Annotated in this window: 15 protein-coding genes and 1 pseudogene; 4 read left to right on the forward strand and 12 right to left on the reverse strand. The window is 68.3% G+C overall.

The genetic code is table 11. The annotated features are described in order from the left end of the window. Window positions 1–22 precede the first annotated feature (22 nt). On the forward strand, window positions 23–310 hold the full coding sequence (locus tag ACGFZW_RS00585; RefSeq protein ID WP_393890775.1) for a DUF6207 family protein: 288 nt from the start codon (window positions 23–25) through the stop codon (window positions 308–310). On the opposite strand, the gene ACGFZW_RS00590 is transcribed toward ACGFZW_RS00585, so the two are convergent. The 7 genes from ACGFZW_RS00590 to ACGFZW_RS00620 form a co-directional block, all read right to left on the reverse strand. After that, entirely contained in the window at window positions 279–1,406 is a 1,128-nt protein-coding gene (locus tag ACGFZW_RS00590; protein WP_393890776.1) for an XdhC family protein, read from the reverse strand. The genes ACGFZW_RS00585 and ACGFZW_RS00590 overlap by 32 nt on opposite strands. Before the next feature lie 188 nt (window positions 1,407–1,594). Continuing rightward, the gene (locus tag ACGFZW_RS00595) at window positions 1,595–2,938 is read right to left on the reverse strand and encodes an MFS transporter (RefSeq protein WP_393890777.1); all 1,344 of its coding nucleotides are present in this window, start codon (window positions 2,936–2,938) and stop codon (window positions 1,595–1,597) included. A 138-nt stretch (window positions 2,939–3,076) separates the two neighbouring features. Next, the gene (locus tag ACGFZW_RS00600) at window positions 3,077–4,366 is read right to left on the reverse strand and encodes a 2Fe-2S iron-sulfur cluster-binding protein (protein WP_393890778.1); all 1,290 of its coding nucleotides are present in this window, start codon (window positions 4,364–4,366) and stop codon (window positions 3,077–3,079) included. Continuing rightward, a complete protein-coding gene (locus ACGFZW_RS00605; RefSeq protein WP_393890779.1) occupies window positions 4,363–5,259 on the reverse strand; it encodes an FAD binding domain-containing protein in 897 nt (298 codons plus the stop codon). The genes ACGFZW_RS00600 and ACGFZW_RS00605 overlap by 4 nt, the downstream gene beginning before the upstream one ends. A gap of 8 nt (window positions 5,260–5,267) precedes the next feature. Then, window positions 5,268–6,047 carry an enoyl-CoA hydratase/isomerase family protein gene (locus tag ACGFZW_RS00610; RefSeq protein WP_393890780.1) on the reverse strand — a complete coding sequence of 260 codons (780 nt, stop codon included), beginning with the start codon at window positions 6,045–6,047 and terminating at the stop codon, window positions 5,268–5,270. A 2-nt stretch (window positions 6,048–6,049) separates the two neighbouring features. Next, window positions 6,050–8,485: a xanthine dehydrogenase family protein molybdopterin-binding subunit gene (locus tag ACGFZW_RS00615; RefSeq protein ID WP_393890781.1), complete on the reverse strand. Its 2,436-nt coding sequence runs from the start codon at window positions 8,483–8,485 to the stop codon at window positions 6,050–6,052. 5 nt (window positions 8,486–8,490) lie between these two features. Beyond that, window positions 8,491–10,059 (reverse strand): AMP-binding protein, encoded by a 1,569-nt coding sequence (locus ACGFZW_RS00620; protein WP_393890782.1) that lies wholly within the window; start codon window positions 10,057–10,059, stop codon window positions 8,491–8,493. A 117-nt stretch (window positions 10,060–10,176) separates the two neighbouring features. Between ACGFZW_RS00620 and ACGFZW_RS00625 the strand changes: the two genes are divergently transcribed. Both ACGFZW_RS00625 and ACGFZW_RS00630 read left to right on the forward strand, forming a co-directional pair. Continuing rightward, complete coding sequence (locus ACGFZW_RS00625; protein ID WP_393890783.1) at window positions 10,177–10,749, forward strand: PadR family transcriptional regulator; 573 nt, start codon at window positions 10,177–10,179, stop codon at window positions 10,747–10,749. Window positions 10,750–10,918: 169 nt separating this feature from the next. Beyond that, window positions 10,919–11,455, forward strand: a complete 537-nt coding sequence (locus ACGFZW_RS00630; RefSeq protein ID WP_393890784.1) for a phosphate-starvation-inducible PsiE family protein — start codon at window positions 10,919–10,921, stop codon at window positions 11,453–11,455. On the opposite strand, the pseudogene ACGFZW_RS00635 reads toward ACGFZW_RS00630, so the two are convergent. Further along, a pseudogene (locus tag ACGFZW_RS00635) lies at window positions 11,429–13,456 on the reverse strand (FUSC family protein). The gene ACGFZW_RS00630 and the pseudogene ACGFZW_RS00635 sit on opposite strands and share 27 nt — an antisense overlap. Window positions 13,457–14,770: 1,314 nt before the next feature. On the opposite strand from ACGFZW_RS00635, the gene ACGFZW_RS00640 reads away from it, so the two are divergent. Beyond that, window positions 14,771–15,886 carry a hypothetical protein gene (locus ACGFZW_RS00640; RefSeq protein WP_393890785.1) on the forward strand — a complete coding sequence of 372 codons (1,116 nt, stop codon included), beginning with the start codon at window positions 14,771–14,773 and terminating at the stop codon, window positions 15,884–15,886. Between the two features lie 146 nt (window positions 15,887–16,032). Here ACGFZW_RS00640 and ACGFZW_RS00645 read toward each other — a convergent pair whose 3' ends face one another. The 4 genes from ACGFZW_RS00645 to ACGFZW_RS00660 form a co-directional block, all read right to left on the reverse strand. Next, entirely contained in the window at window positions 16,033–17,154 is a 1,122-nt protein-coding gene (locus ACGFZW_RS00645; protein WP_393890786.1) for a hypothetical protein, read from the reverse strand. A 385-nt stretch (window positions 17,155–17,539) separates the two neighbouring features. Next, window positions 17,540–18,616, reverse strand: a complete 1,077-nt coding sequence (glsA, locus tag ACGFZW_RS00650; protein WP_393890787.1) for a glutaminase A — start codon at window positions 18,614–18,616, stop codon at window positions 17,540–17,542. A gap of 286 nt (window positions 18,617–18,902) precedes the next feature. Next, a complete protein-coding gene (locus ACGFZW_RS00655; protein ID WP_393890788.1) occupies window positions 18,903–19,331 on the reverse strand; it encodes a DUF2267 domain-containing protein in 429 nt (142 codons plus the stop codon). A gap of 462 nt (window positions 19,332–19,793) precedes the next feature. Then, on the reverse strand, window positions 19,794–20,288 hold the full coding sequence (locus ACGFZW_RS00660) for a general stress protein (RefSeq protein ID WP_393890789.1): 495 nt from the start codon (window positions 20,286–20,288) through the stop codon (window positions 19,794–19,796). Window positions 20,289–20,793 lie beyond the last annotated feature (505 nt).

Genomic DNA, 20,793 nt, shown 5'->3' on the forward strand with positions numbered 1-20,793 from the left:
GGAGGCATCTGTCAGGCCCTGAATGACGCATGAAGAGCACCTCCGCGAGCCCGGCCTGGTCGTCATCGACAGCACCGCGGCCAGTGACGAGACCACCACCCAGGTCGCAGGCGCACGCGGAGGGCCGTGGTGCTCCAGCGGCCCCTCCGTCCGTGGCCTGGCACCAACAATCCGACGGTTCATGTGCGTCTCCCCCTGCACCCGGGCGCTGCCGTCGGGGAGCCGCCGGGCGAGACAGTCCGCGCATCCGGCCCCTGAGGTCAGCCACCGTCACGGCCTCACCTGCGGGCATGCTGCCGCGGGGGCGTGACCGTGTGCCGGTGGATGTCCCCTGTCAGCCGCCCCAGTGGGAGGCCGGTGCCGGCCCAGCGACGCTGGATGATCTCCGCAGCGATGGACACCGCCGTCTCCTCCGGCGTACGGGCGCCCAGGTCGAGCCCGATCGGGGCGGCCAAGCGTGCCAGCTCGCCATCGGTCACTCCCTCCTCTCTCAACTGCGCGACGCGGTCGTCGTGCGTGCGTCGGCTACCCATCACGCCGATGTACGCCGCCGGGGTACGCAGCGCAGCCACCAGGAGCGGCACGTCGAATTTCGGGTCATGGGTGAGCACGCAGATGACCGTGCGCTCGTCGACCTCGGTGCCCGCCAAGTATTCGTGCGGCCATGCACACACCACCTCGTGCGCCTTTGGGAACCGCTTGGCCGTGGCGAACACCGGGCGCGCGTCGCACACGGTCACGCGGTACCCGAGGAACGTGCCGATGCCGGCCACCGCCGAGGCGAAGTCGATCGCGCCGAAGACCAGCATCCGCGGCGGCGGAGCGAACGACTGCACGAACACTTCGACGTCGTCCATGCGACGCTGTCCGTGAGGCCCGTAGCGCTCGGCCGTGCCGGTCATCCCCTGGGCCAGCAGGCCACGAGCATCGGCGGTCACCGCGGCATCGAGCCCGCCGTCACCCAGCGAACCGCGAACCCGGTCCTCCCAGACGTAGCACTGGGCACCGAGCGGCGCCCGGCCGCCGATCACCGTCGCCACGGCGACCGGCTCTTCCCGCTCGAGCGAGGCGAACACCTGGCCGATCAGTGAAGCGGGGTCGAACCGCTGGATGAGGACCTCGATGGTCCCGCCACAGGTCAGGCCGGCCGAGAACGCCTCCTCGTCGCTGATGCCGTAGGTCTCCAGTTGGGGCAGGACGGTCTCCAGCACTGCGGTCGCGGCCTCGTACACCGCGCCCTCGACGCAGCCTCCCGACACGCTGCCCACCGCCTCCCCGGTGGCGCCGACAGCCATTACCGCGCCCGGTTCGCGTGGCGCGCTGCCCCGCACCCCGACGACGGTGGCCAGAGCGAACGGAGTGCCCTCGACAAGCCAGCGGCTCAGCTGCGGCATCACTTCACGCATAGCGGTTCATCCTTCCGATCGCGGACATCAGCCGGTCCGCTTGCAGGGAACGACGGGGTGGTCAGTGCCGTGCGCGGTCGGCTCCAGGCGCCACGGCAGGGCCGGGTGTCGCGCAGCCGGTCACGTCGGCCGCACGACTCGCGCCTGCCCGCCACCGCGCTCGGCCCGGGCGATCGGCGCTGCCCCTGTCAAGATCTGGTGCTGTAGTGCCTGGCCGGCTCCCGTCCCCGCCCAGGGGACAACGAGCCCCGGGTCTCCGGAACGGCGAGGACCGCGGTGATGAACACCGAGGTGGCGCCGAAGAGAAAGATCGCCAGTCGCGACGGGACGTCCGCGAGATCTGGGCTGAGCAGGCTGACGAAAGTCGGCGTAAGACCGCCGAGCATGAAGCCCAGGTTCCAGCTCACCGCCGTTCCCCGTGCTCGCAGTTCCGTCGGGTACCGCTCGTTGAGGAAGATCATCAGTGGTGCGTATGCCGCGTTGGCCAGCATCACCAGAAGCATGCAGAGCACGGCCACCACAGCAACGCGCCCACCTCCGGCGCGATCGATGCCCCAGGTGAGGACAGGCAGCGCGACGAGGTTGCACAGTCCGAAACCCAGCATGGTCCTGCGGCGGCCGAGCCGCTCACTCAGCTCACCGGCCCCCATCGCCGCGGCGATCACCACCAGGCTGCTGGCCAGCAGGATGACCCCGCGCCGGCCCACCGGGACCGGCACGACCTCACTGAGCAGGGTGGGCATGTACCCCAAGGTGAGGTAGTACTGCGCACCGCCCCCGGCGGCGATCGCGATGTTCAGACCGAGGACCTTCTTGCCCCGGCCACGGACCAGCTCGCGGAACGGCACATGCTTCGGCGCCTCGCGAGCTTCCCCTCCTTCCCATGCCGGTGACTCCTCGACCTTGCGCAACACGAACAGGCTCAGCACGGCACTGGCGAGCCCACAGAAGAACAACACCCGCCACCCCCACACATCGAAGGCCGAGCCGGGGAAGGCGGCCAGGACGACGATGTACGCGACACTCGCCAATGCCGCGCCGAGACCCGCGCCGCCGGCCCCGATCAGCCCGCTCATCAGGCCGCGCCAGCGGGAGCCGATACTCTCGGTGCCGAGCGTGTGCGTGGTCGCGGTGACGCCTCCTACGAACAGGCCTTGCACGACACGGAGGATGAGGAAGAGCACCGGGGCGAGGACGCCGACCGCGGCGTAGGTCGGCACGAGTCCCATGGCCGCGGTCGTGACACCCACACCGCCCATCACGTACACCATGGTTCCCTTGCGGCCCTTGCGATCGGCGAGTTCACCGAAGAGAGCGGCGCCGGCCGGACGCATGATCACCGTGACGGCAAACGAGCCGAACACCGCCGCGATACCCAGTGTGGGACTCGAGGTCGGGAAGATGTTCTTGCTGATCGGGCCCGCGACGTACAACAGAAGGAACAGATCGAACAGATCGAAGGACCATCCTGCAACAGAGGCGAATACTGCGGCACGAGGCGACTTCGACCGCTGTGCGGTGTCGGACGTCAAAGTGTTCTCCTTACGGGCTGGAGTGTCTTGCGGAGCGGGCCCGCAGATTCGCTGAAGGCCCGGGAGGCCACGCTCGGCGGGCTTGTCGCACGCCACCAACGTTCCGGGACAACACAGCCACGGCGCCGCCAGGGGCAGCTAGGGCCGGTCCGAGCGCTCCTTCTTACGGCCGGCCGGGCGGCGATCACCGCGACGGTGCAGCGCATGCCTGATCCGGTCGAGCAGTGGCGCGAGCAGCAGGCTCATAGCGCTCGGCGCCTTGACCGGTCCCGACGGCGCCTGTCCCGAAGTCGCCGCTTCGGCGACGGCGTCGGCGAACTGCTCGAACATGCGGCGGCTGACGTCACCGGCGAGGGCGCGGCCGAACTGGGCGATGCGGCCGGTGAGATACACCTTGGCCTCGGCCTGCATCGCCGTACCCGTTTGCGTGGGCTCCGTGCGCAGCACGATGTCCGCCTGCGTCTGTGCTCCCCCGCTGTCCTGGCCCTGGGCGAGGACGTGCAACCGCCCGGCATCGCGGTCGTGCTCGATGATGTGCGCGATGCCGTTGAACGCGAGCTTGACCGGTCCCACTGACACCCGAGCACGGCCCGCGTAATGGTCGGCGCCGAACTCCTCGGTGAGCTCGGCACCCGGCAGGCACCGGGCAAGCAGGTGCACGTCGTCGAACACGCGCCAGACCTTGTCCACCGGCACATCGATCTCGGTGGTGATCTCCACCGCGATCGTGGGGTTCCCGTCGGGCAGCAGGATCTCCTTGGTACGCAAGGCATCCGTCCCCGCATCCCCGGAATCCTCACGACCGTCCGAGGCTTGGCCGGACTGTCCGGAAGCGCGTCCGACAAGCGCCCGGCGCGCGCAGTTGCCCGGCGCGGGGATGCCCGCGGGGTGGGCGCGGTGGGCCTCCGACACCGCGGTCAGGATGTTCTTGTATCCGGTGCACCGGCAGATGACACCCGAGAGCTCCTCCGGCAACTCCTCGTCGGTGACCTCCGGCTTGTTCGACAGCAGGTCGTAAGAACTCATCAGGAAGCCCGGCGTGCAGAAGCCGCACTGCAGCGCGTGGTTGCGCCCGAACGCCTCCTGCAACGGGTGCAGGCTGTCGGGACGGCCCAGCCCTTCGACGGTGACCACGTCCGCGCCGTCGAGCTGGACGGCGAACAGCAGACAGGCGCGTGCCGCCTCGCCGTCGACCAGCACGGTGCACATCCCGCACACCCCGTGCTCGCAGCCGAGATGGGTACCGGTGAGGCCGAGGTGGTCGCGCAGCGCATCAGCGAAGGTGGTCCTGGCCGGGAGGCTCAGTACGGTGGGCGTCCCGTTGACGGTCATCCGCACCTCGACCAGGTCGTCCACGCCTGCGTTCACCGGCCGCGGCTTGGCGGGCGCCTTCGCATCCTTGCGTGTTGCTGCTTCGTTGGTGCTCACGTGCCCACCTCGCCCGCGCCCTTGAGGGCGCGCTCGTATGCCTTGGAGAGTTCCCTGCCGGCCAGGGTGAGGAGCAGCCGGCGGCGGTAGTTCTTCGATGCGTGGGCGTCCCCGTCGGTGTCGACCATCTCTTCGGTGACAGCCGTGAGCTGCTCCCTGACCGCGTCGCCCGGCGCGTCGCCCCTTGCCGCGAGTGCTGTCGACAGTTGCTCGGAGACGTCACGGGTCACCGGCCGGTCGGACACCCCGAACGCGGTCAGCGTGGCCTCCGGGCGGCTCGCCCTCAGGCGTACCTTGGCGACGATGCCCGCGAGGGCGAAATCGCCGTGTCTGCGCGCGATCTCGGCGAAGCCGAAGCCCTCCCCCGCACCGGCGACCGGCAGCCGTACGGAGGTGAGGATCTCGTCCGGCCTCAGCGCGGTGGTCATCGCCCCGGCGAAGAACTCCCGGGCACGGACCCGCCGGTCCCCGTTCGGTCCGGAGAGGGTGAACTCCGCGTCGAGGCAGCAGGCCACGGCGGGAAGTTCGGCAGCCGGGTCGGCGTGCGCGAGGCTCCCGCAGACGGTGCCCCGGCTGCGCAGTTCCCGGTGACCGATCCAGGGCAATGCCATACGCAGCAGGGGAACGGCTCCGCTCAGCGCGTCCCGCTCCACTCGGCGCTGGCGCACTGTGGCACCGATCTCCACGTGGTCTCCGGAGACGGCCATCGCGTCGAGCCCTTCGACGGAGTTGATGTCGATGAGGGTGTCGGGGCGGGCGAGTCGCATGGCCAGCACGGGTGCCAGCGACTGCCCACCCGCTATGACCTTGCCGCCGCCGTCCGTGTTCGCTAGTTCGGCGATCGCGTCGGAGAGACTCGACGGCCGGACGTAGGCGAAGGGTGCGGCTTTCATGGTTCAGCTCACCGACCCTGAAACTTCGGTGCGCGCTTCTCGCCGAACGCGGCGACGCCTTCGGCGAAGTCCTGGCTGGAACGCAGCATCGAGTACGCCTTGCGCTCCAGTTCGATGCCGGAGTACAGCGGCGCGTCGACGCCCTTGTCGAGTACCTCCTTGGCGGTGCGCGCGGCCAGCGGCGAGAAGCCGAGCAGTACGCCGACGATCCGCTCGACCTCGGCGTCGAGCGCCGCACGGTCCTCGACCACATTCGCGACCAGGCCCCAGTCGCCGGCCTGCTGGGCGTTGATCCGCGTCGCGGTCATGACGTGGTACTTGGCACGGGAGAGGCCGATCAGCCGAGCGAGGCGTTGCGTGCCCCCGGACCCGGGGATCATGCCCAGGCGCATCTCCGGCAGGGCGAATTCGCTGCGCGCCGTCGCAACCCGGATGTCCGTGGACAGGGCGAGTTCGAGACCGACGCCGAAGCAGTAGCCGTCGACGGCGGTGATGACCGGCTTCGGGCTGCGCGACGGGGCAGTGACATTCTGGCCCAGGTCGGTGAAGTCGATGGGCTGGACCTCCATAAAGCCCTCGATGTCGCCGCCCGAGGAGAAGTGTTCGCCCTCGGCCTGGATGACGACGACCTGGATCGTGTCGTCGGCATCGATCTCCGCGAACCGGTCGGCCATCACCTGGCGGGTCTCCATGGTGATGATGTTGAACTTGCCGTGATTGAGGGTCAGGTAGGCGACGCGTCCGTCGTGGCCGCGGTCGAGCCTGATCTCGCCTCCGGTCAGTGCCATGGTCAGTGGTTCCTTTCGTTCTGACTGCCGTTGAGCAGCTCGTTGAGTACGTTTCCGTGCAGGGGAAGGGTCGTGATGTCCACGCCCGCCGGGGCGAGCGCGTCCGCGACTGCGTTGGCGATCGCGACCGGCAGGCTCATGCAGCTGCCTTCACCGCAGCCCTTCGCTCCCAGCCTGGTCAGCGGTGAGGGGGTCTCCAGGTGGTCGCTGTTGAGCTCGTACCGTGTCTCCGCCGTGGTCGGGCACAGGTAGTCCATGAATGTGGCAGAGGTGGGTTGCCCGGCGTCGGAGTAGCGCATTTCCTCGAACATCGCGCCGCCGATCGCGTGCGCGAGTGCACCGTGCACCTGCCCTTCGAGCAGTGTGGGGTTGAGGATCGTGCCTGCGTCGTGCACGGTGACGACCTGTTCGAGCGTCAACTGCCTGGTCTCTGCGTCGATGCTCACCGCGGCCAGTTCGGCGACGAAGCCGTAGCACAGGCTCGAGTTGATCTGATCGGTTCTGCTGGCGGCTTTCGCCTCCGGGGGCGTGAAGGCGGCTTCTTCGTAGAGCCGCGCGGCGGTGCCCTCCGGCAGCGCGCCGGGATCCCAGTGGACCAGTCCGGCCGCGTGCCGGAACGCGACCGCCCTGTCAGGCTTCGCGCGGAGCCGGACCTGGCCTTCGGCGAGTTCGACGTCCTCCGGCGCGGCACCGAGCAGGGTCGCTCCGGCGATCTTGATCGTCGATGCCAGCTTCTCGCCGGCCTCGACCAGCGCGCTCGTGAGCAGCGGCGCGAATCGCGAGGAGTAGCTGCCCGAGCTCACCGTCCACGGCGTGGTGGCGGTGTCCATCTCGACAACCGGCCGCACCTGCTCCAGCGGCACTCCGAGCTGTTCGGCGACAACGGCCTGCGCGACGGTGGCGTGGCCTTGCCCCTGCGGGGTGGTGCCCAGCAACACCGATACGATGCCGCCCGGGTCGACGCTGATGCGTACGTGCTCGGTGGAGCCGGACTTTCCGCGTCCCGAGGCTCGCTGCTCGGCCGGGGTTGCGAGGCCGACGTAGCCGATATTGGTGGCCGACGGGTCGACGATCGTGGCCATGCCGATGCCGAAGTACTCACCGCGCTCACGTGCCTGCCGCTGCCGTTCCCGCAGTGCCTGGTAATCGGCGTTCTTCAGCAGCATGTCCATCGCCTGCTGGTAATCACCGGAGTCGTAGATGCCGCCGGTCGGAGTGGCGTACGGAAAGTCCTCGCGCTGGACGAAATTGCGCTGCCGCAGCTCCGCCGGGTCCAGACCGCAGACCCCGGCGATCTTGTCCATCAGCCGTTCCAGGCCGAAGTACAGCTGCTGGCCGCCGAATCCGCGGTTTAGCCCGGTGGGCGTCTTGTTCGTGACAACCGCGCGGGAGCGGATCCGGACGGCATCGATCTTGTAGGCACCGCTGATGTTGCCGAAACACCGGTACAGCGTGCTGGGTTCCGGCGGGCGCAGGTACGCGCCGACGTTGTCCACCAGGTCCGCGCGCAGCGCCTGCACGGTGCCCTCGGCGGATACCGCCGCCTCGAACCACATCACCCGGTCCGACCCGGCGGAGCTGGCCAGCATGTGTTCGATGCGGTCTTCGGTCCAACGCACCGGACGGCCGGCATGTTTACTGGCCAACGCCATCAGCGCGACGTACGGGTAGATGCCAGCTTTAATGCCGAAACTACCGCCGTTGTCCGCCGGGATCATCAGGCGGACACGCGAAGAGGGCACGCCGAGCGCGCCGGCCAACACCGGCACCATGGAGAACGGGCCGTGGAAGTTCGCCCACGCCTGAACGGCCGGACCGTCCACTTCGTCCTGCCAGTCCGCGACGACCGAGTAGCACTCCATCGGGGTCGAGGAATAGCGCGGGAACCGGTACTTGCCCTTGACCACGTGGTCAGCCTCGGCGAAGAGCGCGTCCACGTCACCGAACTCGAAGGTCCGGTCCGTGGCTACGTTTCCGTCGGCGCCCTCGTGCAACTGCGGGGCGTCGCTCAGGAGCGCCTCCTCCATGTCGACCACCGGGGGCAGCGGCTCGTAGTCGATCTCGACGAGTTCGGCGACATCCTCAGCGAGGTAACGGTCCGCGGCCACGACCACAGCGACCGGCTCACCGACAAAACGCACCTTGTCGATGGCCGTCGGGTAGTACGGCATCGGGGTCTTGAGCGAGAGCGGGAACGGCCGCAGCGTCGCGGTGACCTCGTCAGGGCCGATCACCGCGGCTACACCCGGGTGACGCCGCGCGCGTTCGAGATTGACGCTGCGGATCCGCGCGTGCGGGTGCGGGCTGCGCACCACCGCCGCGGTGAGTGTGCCGGGCAGCGGGTCGATGTCGTCGAGGAACCTGCCACGCCCGGTGAGCAGCGCAGGGTCTTCGATCCGGGCAGTCTGGCGGGCCGGTCGTTCAGAGATCACGGACATGGGACTCACCTGCCTGTTTCTGCGTTGCTGTCGGCCAGCGCGGGGAGGTTGCCGGAGCTCAGTTCGCGGCGCAGGATCTTGCCCACGCCCGATCTCGGGAGCTTTTCGACGGCGATGAGCCGCTTGGGGCGCTTCAGCGACGGCAGCCCGGACTGCTCGCGTACGAAGGACTGGAGGACCGCCACCGCGTGATCGGGGGTCATGCCGATGGCGGGGACGAAGAACGCGGTGGCAGCCTGGCCCCACCGATCGTCCGAGAGCCCGACGACGACCACCTCGCTCACCGCGGCACAGCGGATCAGCGCGTCCTCGATCTCGTCCGGGTAGACGTTCTCGCCACCGGAGTTGATCATGTCGTCAACGCGTCCCGCGACCCACAGGTCCCCGTCCTCGTCGGCGGTCGCGAGATCGCCGGGGAAGTACCAGCCGTCGCGGATCGATTTGGCGTCCGCGTCCGGGCGGTGCCAGTAACCCGCGAATGCCTCCGGGCTGCGCATCGAGACCGCGATCTGCCCCTGCTCACCGGGCCCCACCACGGCGTCAGGGCTTGCGGCCGGGTCCGGCTCGACCAGACGGACCCGGGAGAAAACGCCGGCGCGGCCGGCGCAACCTGGCTTGGCGGTCACCTTCGACCCGATCGTGAAGGTGTAGATCTCGGTGCTGCCGAAATGGTTGATGAATACGTCCGGCTCCAGGGCGCCGGTCAGCTGCTCGGCCAGCGTCGGCGTCATCGATGCTCCCGCGTAGGCGAGCTTGCGCACGTGTTCCGCCTCCGACAGCCGTCCGGTGCGAAGAAGGGCCCAGTAGATGGTCGGCACGAGGTAGAGCGCCGACACTCTCTCCCGGACGATCAGCTCCAGTGATTCCTCGGCGTCGAACCGCACCTGGGGCACCCAAGTGCCCGCACTCACGATGCTGGCCAGCAGGCCGCGCAGACCCATGGTGTGGAACATCGGCATCACGCCGAGCGTGGCCTCGAACGGTGACTGCCTGCTCTGCAGCAGATGGGCGATGGCGGCATGGTGCTCGGCGGAGTGCGTCCGCGGGACACCCTTGGGTTTCCCCGTCGTGCCCGATGTGTAGAGCATGACGCTCACGTCGCCGTCGGAGACCTGGACATCCAACGGTCCGTCGGGCTGCCGGTCGGCGATCTGATCGAGCGGCGCCACCCCGAGCAGCGCGTCGGCCGCCACACCGACGTGGGCCCTGGGGATCGGCGAGATGTTCGCCAGCGCCGCGTCCGCCGTCTCCGCGGTGGAGTTGTCGGTGACCAGAAGCGTCAGGGCCGCGTCTTGCAGGCAGTACGCGAGCTCCGCCGGACCGAACCGGAAGGACAGCGGCACGGAGACAGCTCCGAGCTTCTGAGCGGCCAGGTGCATGCTGGCCATCGGCTCGCCGCCGGCCAGCAGGAATGCGACCCGGTCCCCCGGCCTGACGCCCATCTCCGCGAGCGCTCGCGCCAGGCGGTTGGTACGAGCGTCCCATTCGATGTAGGTCATCGGGGTCGTGCCGCCCACCGCGCGGCGCCGGGGGTAGCGCTCGGCCGTCCACCGCAGAACCGTGCCCAGATCCATGGCCATCCCTTCATTTGCATTGGTGCTGCAGCAAGCGATCCCTAACCATACGCATTAGACCGTATGATCTTGACCGTCTGAATAATACTATCGGGAAGCTACGGTACGCTTCGGACCATGTCAACGCTTCGGCTTTCCACGACGTCGTATGTGGTGCTCGGGATGGTCGCGATGCGCGGCCCGTCCACGCCCTACGACCTCAAGCGCGCAATCGGCCGGTCCGTGGGCTACTTCTGGAACTTCCCGCACGCTCAGCTGTACTCGGAGCCCAAGCGGCTCGAAGAGGCCGGACTCCTCGAACTCCACGAGGAGGACACGGGACGACGGCGCAAGATCTACACGATCACCGAAACCGGCCAGGCGGCGTTGCGGGACTGGCTGGCCGAACCCGTCAAGGAGCACTTCGAACTTCGCGACGTCGCGGAGATCAAGCTGTTCTTCAACGAGCTGGCGGGGCCGGAGGACGTGGCACGGCTCGCGCGGGAGCAGGTCGAGCAGCACGAACGCCGCATCGCGGAGTACGAGGAGATGCAGCGCCGCTACGGACAGATCGAAGAGGTCGCCGGACGCATGATCACCCTCGAACTGGGCCTGGGAATGGAGTACGCCGCGCTGGAATTCTGGCGCAAGGTCCAGGCGCGAGCAGACGACGGCGAATTCTCCGCGAGGCCCAATCCGGCGCAGCAGTAGGGCCGCAGAGTCCGGGGCGATGTACGGGGTCTTCGGCCACGTCGGACACGTCGGCCTGCTCGGCCGTCAACAGGGGGCGGGGTCACGCTGTCCGCCTGGCAGGGGTCCACCTGGCGATGCGTCACCCGTTCGGCAGCACGCCGCGCCTTCCAGCCACCACACCCCTAGCATGCTGACTGTGCGCCCCATTCTTCCGAAGGTCGAGGGCGGCCGGGTACAGGGCCTCCTGCAACTCATCGAGGACGGCATCCACCTCGTCGTCGCGGCACTCCTCGTGCTGCTCGCGGGGCTCCTGACCGTCGGGGTCGTTGACGACGTGATCAGGTCGGTCCAGGGGCCATACCGCGAGGATACGGTCGTTCTCTCCGCCCTGGACAACGGCCTTGTGCTATTCATCGTGGCCGAGCTGCTTCACACCGTCCGCCTCACCATCAGGAACCAGACTCTCGACGCGGAGCCGTTCCTCGTAGTCGGCCTCATTGCCGGCATCCGCAAGGTGCTCATCGTGACGGCCGAGGCGGAAAAATCCTTCCGGTGGAACGTCGAGGGAATCGAACTGCTCATCCTGGCCGGGCTGATCCTCGTGATGGCGGCAGCGGCATACGTGTGGCGGCGCTCGACCCGGCCGGGAGACTACTTCCCACTCCAGGAAGCGGGTCGCTCCCCCTCGCCCGCGCCGTCACCCATCTCGGCGCGCGGGACCTGATCCGTCCCCTTCCGCCTCCACGGCCGCCCGCACCCGCTGCTCCTCGCGAGCAGAGCCGACGTCCCGCTCCAGGGGCGTGCGGCTCACGGCCGTCGCGAGGTCCTCCAAGGCCCGTTTCTGCAGTTCCGCCCCGCGCCGCACCACCGGACTCCGGTCCCCGGCGGCGGCATCCTCCCACGCGTGGAGTGCCCCCTCCACGCGCCCCCAATCCGGATTCCTGTGCTGGCGCACGTCGGCTGCCGCCTGCGCGGTGTCCTCCCCCAGGGCCTCAGCGAACCGCTCCGCCTCGGGGACGAAACGGCTGTCGGCCCGCGGCACGTGGCTCTCCATGAGCATTCATGTCGGCGCGATGCTCCTGGGTCGGTTCGGCGTAGCTGCGCAGCACCGCGGCAGCGTAGCGGCCGTTGGCGGCGAGCCAGTCCGCGAGCCTGCCCGGCAGCCGGGGCGTCTCCCATGCGGGGAACACCACGTACGCCAACATTGCCAAGGCCCCGCCGAGCAGGGTGAGCACCACCCGCTCCGGGACCGTCTGCTCCCATGCCTGGCCGCCCATGCCGAGCAGGAAGACCACGTACGCGGCAGTGAAGCACTGGGAGTAGGCGTAGCCCGTACGGATCAGCGTGTACGACAAGCCCACCGAGACCACCGCCAGCGCGCCGAACACCTGGGCGTCCGGGCCCAGGGCCCGCACCATCCCGGTGGCCAGCACCACCCCCGCCAGGGTCCCGGCGAGCCGGGCCACCGCCCGCGCATACGTCCGGTGAAAGTCCGGCCGCATCACCATCACCGAGGCGACGGGCGCCCAGTAGCCGTGGCCCAGGGGCAGCCGGGTGGCGATGAGATAGCCGAGCGTGGCCACCGCCGCGAGTCGGACGGCGTGCCGGAAAACGGGCGAGTCCCGACGGAGCTCACGGCGGCCGCCCGGACGACGACAGGGACCAGCCGGAACATTGTCGGGCGCACCAGGAACGGGGCGTCCTCGGAGCCGGGCGGCGTGAGCGTCTCCCCACGCGCGCCGCCGCTCCCGGCGATCTCCAACGCCTCGCCGACCAGTTCCACGAGCCGCTCAGCGGCCTGCCGCGCGGGGCCCTCCAGCACCTCGTGCTCCGCGTCGACGCGCAGGACCTCCGCGCTCCCGGGCGGCACCTCGGCGGGAGTGCCGCGGCGGATCGAACGGGCGGCCGCATCCAGGACGTCCGCTGCCGCGTCGAGCAACTCCCACGCGCGGTACCGCCCGGGGCCCTCAGCCGGGGCGCCGACGTCCGGGTAGGCGAGCGCGGCGACTACCGGCCGAATGCGCTCGGCGAGTCCCCCGGGGGCCGTGGAGGACGGGGGGACGGGTGCGAGCCTGTGATGGCGTCACGGCGGCCGCGTCCCGGGCTGTCATCAACGGCTCCGGGTCGAACGGGGCGGTCGGATCGTGCCGCAGCCGGCGCGTGTAGTCCGCTACGGCGGCCTGGGCATCGGCGAGCGCATCACGATGCGCACCCCAGCGGCGGATCGGGAACAGCAAGATCAGCACAGCCTGCGCCACGCCTCCGAGTGCGATGACCCCGGCGTCCTCCAGGGCTCGACCGACACTCGTGGGCAGGGTGATGGTCACCAGCATGCTGCCGACCGTCGTCGCAGCGACGATCCCTGCGGTCGAACCGACGGCCCACGCCATCCCCGCGACAAATGCCCAGACGGCCAGCAGCGGAAGGAACGTCACCAGTCGCCCCGCCGCCAGTTAACCCACGAGGTGCTGAGCGCCAGACCCGCGCCCGCGCCGAGCGCGATTACCTTGCGTGGACGCCAGGTGCGCTGGAAGGTGGCCCCACCCGCGGAGTAGGCACCAAGGGCTGCGGACGCGGCGTACGCAGGGGAGACCAGCCACAGCGCCAGCCCGATCACGATCGCCAGCCCCGCGGCCGTGCGCAGCGCGAGCAGGGGCTCCAGCCGCGTCTCCTCGATCGTGAACCCGGATCGCACGACCTCGCCGAAGGCCCGCAGCCACCTCACAGGTATGAGCCTAGCCGGAACCCCCTGCCGGGTCGCGCCGGCCGCGCCGCCGCCTCCTGGCGACGCCGCGCGCGGCGGGCGCGCCACCGGCCGACCTACCCGGCAACGCCCTGCCACCCTGGAGGAGCCAGTGCAAGGGCGAGACACAGCACTACGTCCTGCCTTGCGTCCGCGGGCGATTGGGGCTGCTAGGGACTCTCGTTTGGATCACCGTGCGGACCAGTGCCCGCTAATGGACTCCGACCAGGTAGGCCGATCTTCGAGTATCGAAACGGCCTATCAGTTTCTCGGGTCATGTTCGGAGCCAGATCGCGAGGGTAGCGAGCGTGACGGCGCCAAGGTAGAGGTACGCGCGTTTCTCCAGAACGCCAGCGTCCCTTCGTTCGCCGTGTCTGCAAACGGAACCTGCGGGCTGCCAAGGGGGGCGGTCACGACCGGGAAGTACTGACGGTTGACCGCCCCGAGACAAGGCCGAGAACAGGAGCACCCAGCCCGCGCAGCCGCCCACGATCCACGCCAGATCCGCCACAGCGAAACGCAACCGGCCGTCGGGGCAACAGCAACAGGAAGTAGACAGGGAAGAGATCGAAGGCGAGCGCCCAGTTCGACACCCATGCCTTGAGGATGCCCCCTGGCAAAACTCTACGGAATCGCGCAGAACGCATACGCGTGTGCCAGCGCGTTTGAGGACCACACCCGGAGACCGGCAGTAGCCATGCGATTGGGTTCAGGGGCCTCCGCCTGGCGATCACGAACCCCTCAAGGGCGTCCGTACGCCCTGGGCTCCAGCGCTGCAATCACGCGTCGTCGTCGCGCCCATCCCGAGGGTCGGCGCGAAGCCTCCGCCGCAGACCCACGGGTCCCACATAACGTCGTGCATCAACGTGCCAAGGATCTCGGGCTCGCTCAGCGCACGTTCCAATAGCAGCTTTCCCAGAGCTCCGCTCCCTTTGGTACAGGCGCCCGCCGCAACCCACAGGGGCTGGTTGTCGACCTTCTGGACGGCGCGGATCAGGTCGCGCAGACTGCCCGCTATCGGGGACTGCGCGAGCAGGTCGATGCCCTCAAGTCGGCGTGGCGGTTGGCTGAGCCGATGTGCTCGATCACCTCGGAGGTGTCGGGCGAGGCCCCCCACCCCTCCATCCATGTCTTCTGCGCCGCCGACCATCCTGGGGCCGCGCCGGTTCCACAAGGCCTGATCGGGGGACGCCGGGTGCCAAGGCGCCTGTCGCGCTCGACCGCCGCATAGGGGGGCGTTACAACGAGACCTTGGGCTAAAAAGCCGTCGCGCCTGCCCCCGACCGGATTGAGACTGTGACAGATTCCCTGCCTGCCGCCGCGGCACACGCGGTGCGGATCGTGCTGGTCGCCGACCCCGGAGTGGCGTCGGAGATCGCCCAGGAACTGGCTGCCAAGCTGCCCCCGCAACTGAGGCGGCGGGTCCGCGCCGACGTCGACTGGCGGGTGACGGCGCGCACGGCACCCCTGGTCGCGGACGAGCAACTGAACGTCTCCTCCGTAACCGACGTCGTACGCCCATTCCTCCCTGAGGGCGACTGGGAGGCCGGAGTCTTCCTCACCGATCTGCCTCGACGGGACGGCCTGCACCCGGTCAGCGTCGAGTTGAGCCCGGCGGGCCGCTTCGCGCTGGTGTCCCTGCCCGCGCTCGGCTCCTGGCGGATGCGACAGCGCGCCCGGCGCGTCGTCACGGATGTCGTCGGCATGCTCACCCGGGAACATACCGATCGCGCTCCGTCCCCGGAGGAAGCTGGCTGGCTCGACACTTCGAGGACCGGCGAGGATGGCCTGGAACGCTTCATCGTGCCCGGCCTACGCGGCCATCTGAGCCTCGTCACCGGTATGGTGCGGGCCAACAGGCCCTGGCGCCTCTTCACCACCCTCTCCCGCGCGCTGGCCGGTGTCTTCGCCACCGCCGCCTTCGGCCTGATCAACAGCTCGACCTGGACCATCTCCTCGGGCATGGATGTGGGGCGCCTGAGCGGGGCTTCTGTTGCGTCCCTCCTCGCCCTCACGGGATGGATCATTATCGATCACGAACTCTGGGAACGCCCGCACGGTTCGCTCTCCCGCTCCTTCTCCCGCCTCTACAACACAGTCACCTGCGTGACGATCACCTTCGGTGTGCTCTCCCTCTACGTGGTTCTGTTCTTCGCCCTCTTCGGCGTCTCCAAGCTCACCCTGACCCCGCCGGTCTTCGGCATGGTTATCAGGCAAGACGCAACAGTCCACGACTACGCCGTGCTCGCCTGGTTTGTCAGCTCTATGGGCATGGTTGGGGGCGCATTCGGATCCGGACTCGAAGACAATGGCACCGTCCGCAACGCAGCGTATGGCAAGCGTCAGCGCCAGCGGTGGCAGAAGCTGCGAGAGGAGAAGAAAGCGCGGGAAGAGCTGGAGGGCGAGACGTAGAGCGTCCCTAAGCCGAGAGGGTGATCAACGGTGTGCTCTAACGGGTGCGTGTGTAGCCCGAACTCCGGGCATGCCCGCCGGCGGTGAGCAACGATGCTGGCACGCGCCCCTGAGCGATTCGCGCCGGTCTCGGTTCATTCCGAAGGCTAGTCACCGTTGACGTCTTGAAGCATGTGGCGCCGTCCCTGTTCACGCTTGGAGTAGGCGGCTGCCCGGATCGCCTCGTCGCTCTCCAAGCCTGATCCCAGAGCGCCGCCCGCGGTGGCGACCGAAGCGACGAACCAGGACAGCGTCAAGTACTCCGTGGCGTGCCTCGGGGTTCCTGTCATGGAAGCCAGCACTCGGTCATTGACGATGAACAGCGCCCACACCAAGTTGATGACAATCAAGCCCCCGTAGCAGACGAGCACCCCGATACCCACGGTCATGACCGTCGAGGCGTTGTAGAGCCTCGCTGTCTGCCTCGCCTCCCGCGAGACCTCAGTTGATCGATGCCACAGTTCCCCGTCTACGATCAGCCAGCCGATCATGAGCCCGACAGACCCGACCATGGCGATCACGAGACGCACCGTGCTCAGGGCGTCGGCCAGGATCCAGGTGGTGGAGTTCACGGTGGCGACGGCCCCCGTGGCGAGTGCCGCCGCCAGGGCTTTCGACAGGCCCGGCACCAACCGCCATGGCCGGTTGGCGCGGACCATACCGACGAGGACCCTCAAGTAACCGCGCGGCCCGCTAACGACGTACCGAAGATCAGCGGTCCCCTCCTCATCGACCGGGCTCGGGTGGATGGGCGTGAGACGACCCACGAACGGCCCCAATAGCGGCTGACTTTGCGGCAGTTCATCGGCCCCAGTGGCCGGTGAGCCCATCAAACCAAGCACGACTTCTTCCACAGCCCGCCGAGCCCTCGTCTGCAGCCGCAAGCCCCCCAGCGGAGGAAGGGACAGCAGCGCCAAGCCGTGTTCATGACTCAGATCCACAACGAGCTTGCGCCCGTGTGAGTGCAGTGGAAGGTCCGTGAGGGCCACGACGATATCCCAATTCTCCGCACTTCCGCGGTCCATGATCCGGCGCATCAAGGTGGGCGGGTCCTCGGTCCCTGAGGTGAAGGGCTCGCTGACCACCTCGACGTCGAACCGCCGTCCCTGGCCTGACTTGTCGGCAAGCCGAGTGGGAAGCAACTGGGCCATGTGCCGCGCGATCTCCGTCGGCCCATCCGGATCCGCCAGGAGAGCTACGACCGTAAGGCCCTGGGGTGACATCCGCATGACTGGGCCCTTTTCGTCGGCTGTTCCTACGCACGTAAGTGCCCACAGGATCCCTCCGAGGTAACGTCAACGCCGCGTGACACGCTGGCTCCCCACCAGGTGCGGGGGGTGCGACCAGATTTCCGCCCCGGTGGGTGACATCGGGCGGGCGACTCCGGGCAGGGCGGTGAACGGCCGGAAGGATCGGCGGTGATCTGCAAATGCAGCTGCGTTGGCCTCGTCACCTTGCCAGACTGCCGTTGCCCGCATCAGGTTGGAAAACGCTCACTGGATAGTGGGACGGAGTGTCGACAACCCCGCCGAGCGCATAACGGACGAGACCTCGCCAACATGGCGAGGAACCTGCGAGGGCGCAAGGAGAAATTCGCCCACGCCAAACGCCCTCTCAGTCTTCGGATCTCAAGTACGGGGCGGATGCGAAGAGGTTGAGGCCCAGCGCGCCAGAGAGGTAGTGGGTCGCTCGTTGTCCGCGGACGCTGTTGCCGGCCGGGTCCAGACCAGGGGAGAACACGGCCAGCCCGCCCTTGCCAGGAGCCACGGTCAGGATGCCACCGGACACCCCGCTCTTGCCCGGCATGCCGATCTCGTAGAGCCAGTCGCCGCTGCGCTCATAGAGCCCGGAGGTGGCCAGCGCGGCCAGAGTGTCGCGGCATGTTCCGGCGTCGACGACCTGGTCGCCGGTGAGGGGATTGACCCCGCCGTCGGCGAGGGTGGCCCCCATGATAGCCAGGTCGCAGGTGGTCACCGAGAGGGAGCACTGCTTGGTGTAGACGTCCGTGGTCTCGATCGGATCCCAGCCGAGGCGCTCGTAACTGTCGAGCAGCCGGGCGATCGACTCGTTGCGCTGATTGGAGGCAGCCTCCGACTCGTACACCCGCATGTCCAGGTCGAGTTCACGGCCGGCGAACCGCGAGAGTCCGTGCTGGATGAAATCCCACCGCTGGGCGGCCTCCGCCCCCGGGGCCAGGCTCGTGGTGGCGAGTGCGCCGGCATTGACCATCGGATTCATCGGGCTGCCCCGATTGAGTTCGATGGCCAGGATGGAGTTGAACGGCAGGCCGGTGTTGTTGACCCCCACCCGCCGCCGGACCGTGTCGTGCCCGAGGGCCTGGCCCACCAGGGCGAACACAAATGCCTTCGAAATGGACTGGATGGAGAACGGATGGCCGGCGTCACCAGCCTGGCGAACACTTCCTTGCACGTCGACGACACTGAGCCCGAACAGGCGCGGATCAGCCTCGGCCAGCGCGGGGATGTAGTTCGCGACGCGCCCCGAGGTGTCGCCCCGAAACAGCGCGTAGGCCGCAGACAGCGCGTCATCCACCGCTTCCGCACTGGGGAGGGTGCCGGTGGAGACAGCCGCCGTCTCACGGACCGGCCCGGCCGCGTCGCCAAGATCGTGGATTACGCCGCCCATGAACTGTGGCTCCCTCTCACGGATCACCCGCAGATCTGCCCCCACAGGAGGGAGCATCTGATACGTAGTGCAGCAAATGGCCTGGTTGCCCGGGATGGGGCGGTGGGTACCGCGCCCATCAATCAGCTCGCCACCCGGCCCTGGACCGCGAGCCCGACGAGGAGACGAAGTCGGCGTACCCGGAGATCATCGCCGGGCTAAGCCTGGCCGCTCGCCCAGACGTTCAAGATCCTGCATCCGGACCTCAAGAACCGGCAGAGCCATGCACTGGGGCCAAGTCCGGGCAGTCTTCGATCTCCTGCTCTGAGTTTCCTACGGCCTGCTCTGATTCCTACGGCAGGACGGCAGCCAGCGACCTGGGCACACCGGCTCTGATGTCCTCCCACTCGCCTTCGCTTACGTGGTTCTTGAGCACCTGCAGAACCGTGCGCACCAGCTGCTCGGTGCCGCCCTCGATCGCGTACGGAAAGTCGCGTCGGACGCGTCCGAGGAATTCCGCGCTATCCATCTTCACGGGCGTCTCCGAGGGCTTCCACCCATCGTAGTAGACGCCGCGCACCAGCGTCGGGAGCTGTGCTGCGAACTGCGCGGTCTCATCAACCGACAGGCGGTCCCGCAGCGGGTGCAGGACTGCTCGCAGGGCCGCATACGACTGTTTCCGGCGCTCTTTGGGCCACCCATAGACCTCCTCAATGTCCCTGAGGAGCCGATTGGCCTTGTCCACCATCGTGTTGAACGAGGAAAATCCTGTCTCAACCATCTCCTGGTCCTTCCTCCGACCGCGGTGGCCACCGGCCCCTGCGGGGGCCCGGTGCTACCACGGGCGAGAGCCCGGCCGCCCGTGCCAGCCGCCGCTGTGCGCGGTGATCTCCACGCGACGAGGCTTCGCGACCCGCACGGTGACCGTGAGAAGCGACGGGCGCTCCGACGCGGGGCGCCCTTGCGCTCACGTTTCCTTGATCTCCCCGGTGACGACCAGGTCCTGGCCGCTAACCTCGACGTCGATGTCCTTCCTCTTTCCGCCACGCCCGCGAACGGCGTCCACGCGGTGACGCCTGCCCTGGGCGCTACTTCGAGGGTGGACTCGAGGACCACTCGTCTTGTTGAGCAGCTCGTCCAATTCCGCCAAGGGATGGGGTCCAGCCGAGCGGGCGTTCCAGCGGTCCGGGGGCCTGGTGTCGTCGGACGGCTGCGGTCATCACCCATAACCTCCTTGACCTCTCTAGTGTCGGTCGTTTTCGGATTCGGACGTACTGCGTCCCCCGTCCGGTCTGGCGATCAGCCGGGCGGCCTCATCGGCGACTTCCTCCTCCGCCACAACCTCGTACAGGCTCGGCTGCATCGTGCTCACAGAGGCGAAATCCCGGCGGCCACCCTGGAGGGCGTACGTGATGAGCCCGAGCACGGCTCCGACGATGGCTCCGAAGATGAGTCCGTAGAGGGCGAGCAGCACCCCGGCAACGACTGGATTGAGCCAGTCCAGCAGGCCGAAAATCCAGCCGATGAGGGCGCCAGGAACCGCACCGGCAGCCGCGCCGTGGAGCGCGGCCCTGCCATAGTTCAGTCGGCCGACGACTTGCTCCACCAGGCGTACGTCGTGGCCGATGATCGCCACCCTCCTCACGGGAAACCCCTGGTCGGAGAGGTAGTCGACAGCGCGTTCCGCCTCGGCGTACGTCGGGTACGAGGCGATGGGCCGAGTAGCCAGATGGTTCATCGCCATGTCCTTTCTTGCCGCCCCCGCACGGGCGGTGCAAGTCGTGTCGGCAGAAGCGAAGGGTCGTGCGGTGTGCGGCGGTGCACTGGCAGAACAAGCCTTCCTCGTGCGTCAGCATCCAGGGTGACGAACCGGGGCACTCTCGCGCCTGCGCCTGCGGGATCAAAATCCGCATCCGCCGTCCGCCTGGGGGCACGAAACGACATCACCCGTAACGCCCACACCACGCATAATGCGCACACGCGAAAGCGCAGGTCAGGAACCCTTCGCGAGCGGTTCAAGGATCGCCACGCACTCGACGTGATGCGTCATCGAAAAGTGGTCGAACGTGCCGCGGCAGCGACGCGCACCCCTCGGTGAAGTACTCCATGTCGCTTCTGGGTCAGCGACGCAGTGGGCTTGCAGCTGTAGAGGTTCTGCACGGGTCTTCCTTCTTGCGCATGTGCTGTGCGGAGAGTTGATCTCCGCGCCGTCGTGCACTACCACCCAGCCCGGACCGGACTGT

This window comes from Streptomyces sp. NPDC048248 (assembly GCF_043201875.1).
Taxonomy (GTDB): domain Bacteria; phylum Actinomycetota; class Actinomycetes; order Streptomycetales; family Streptomycetaceae; genus Streptomyces.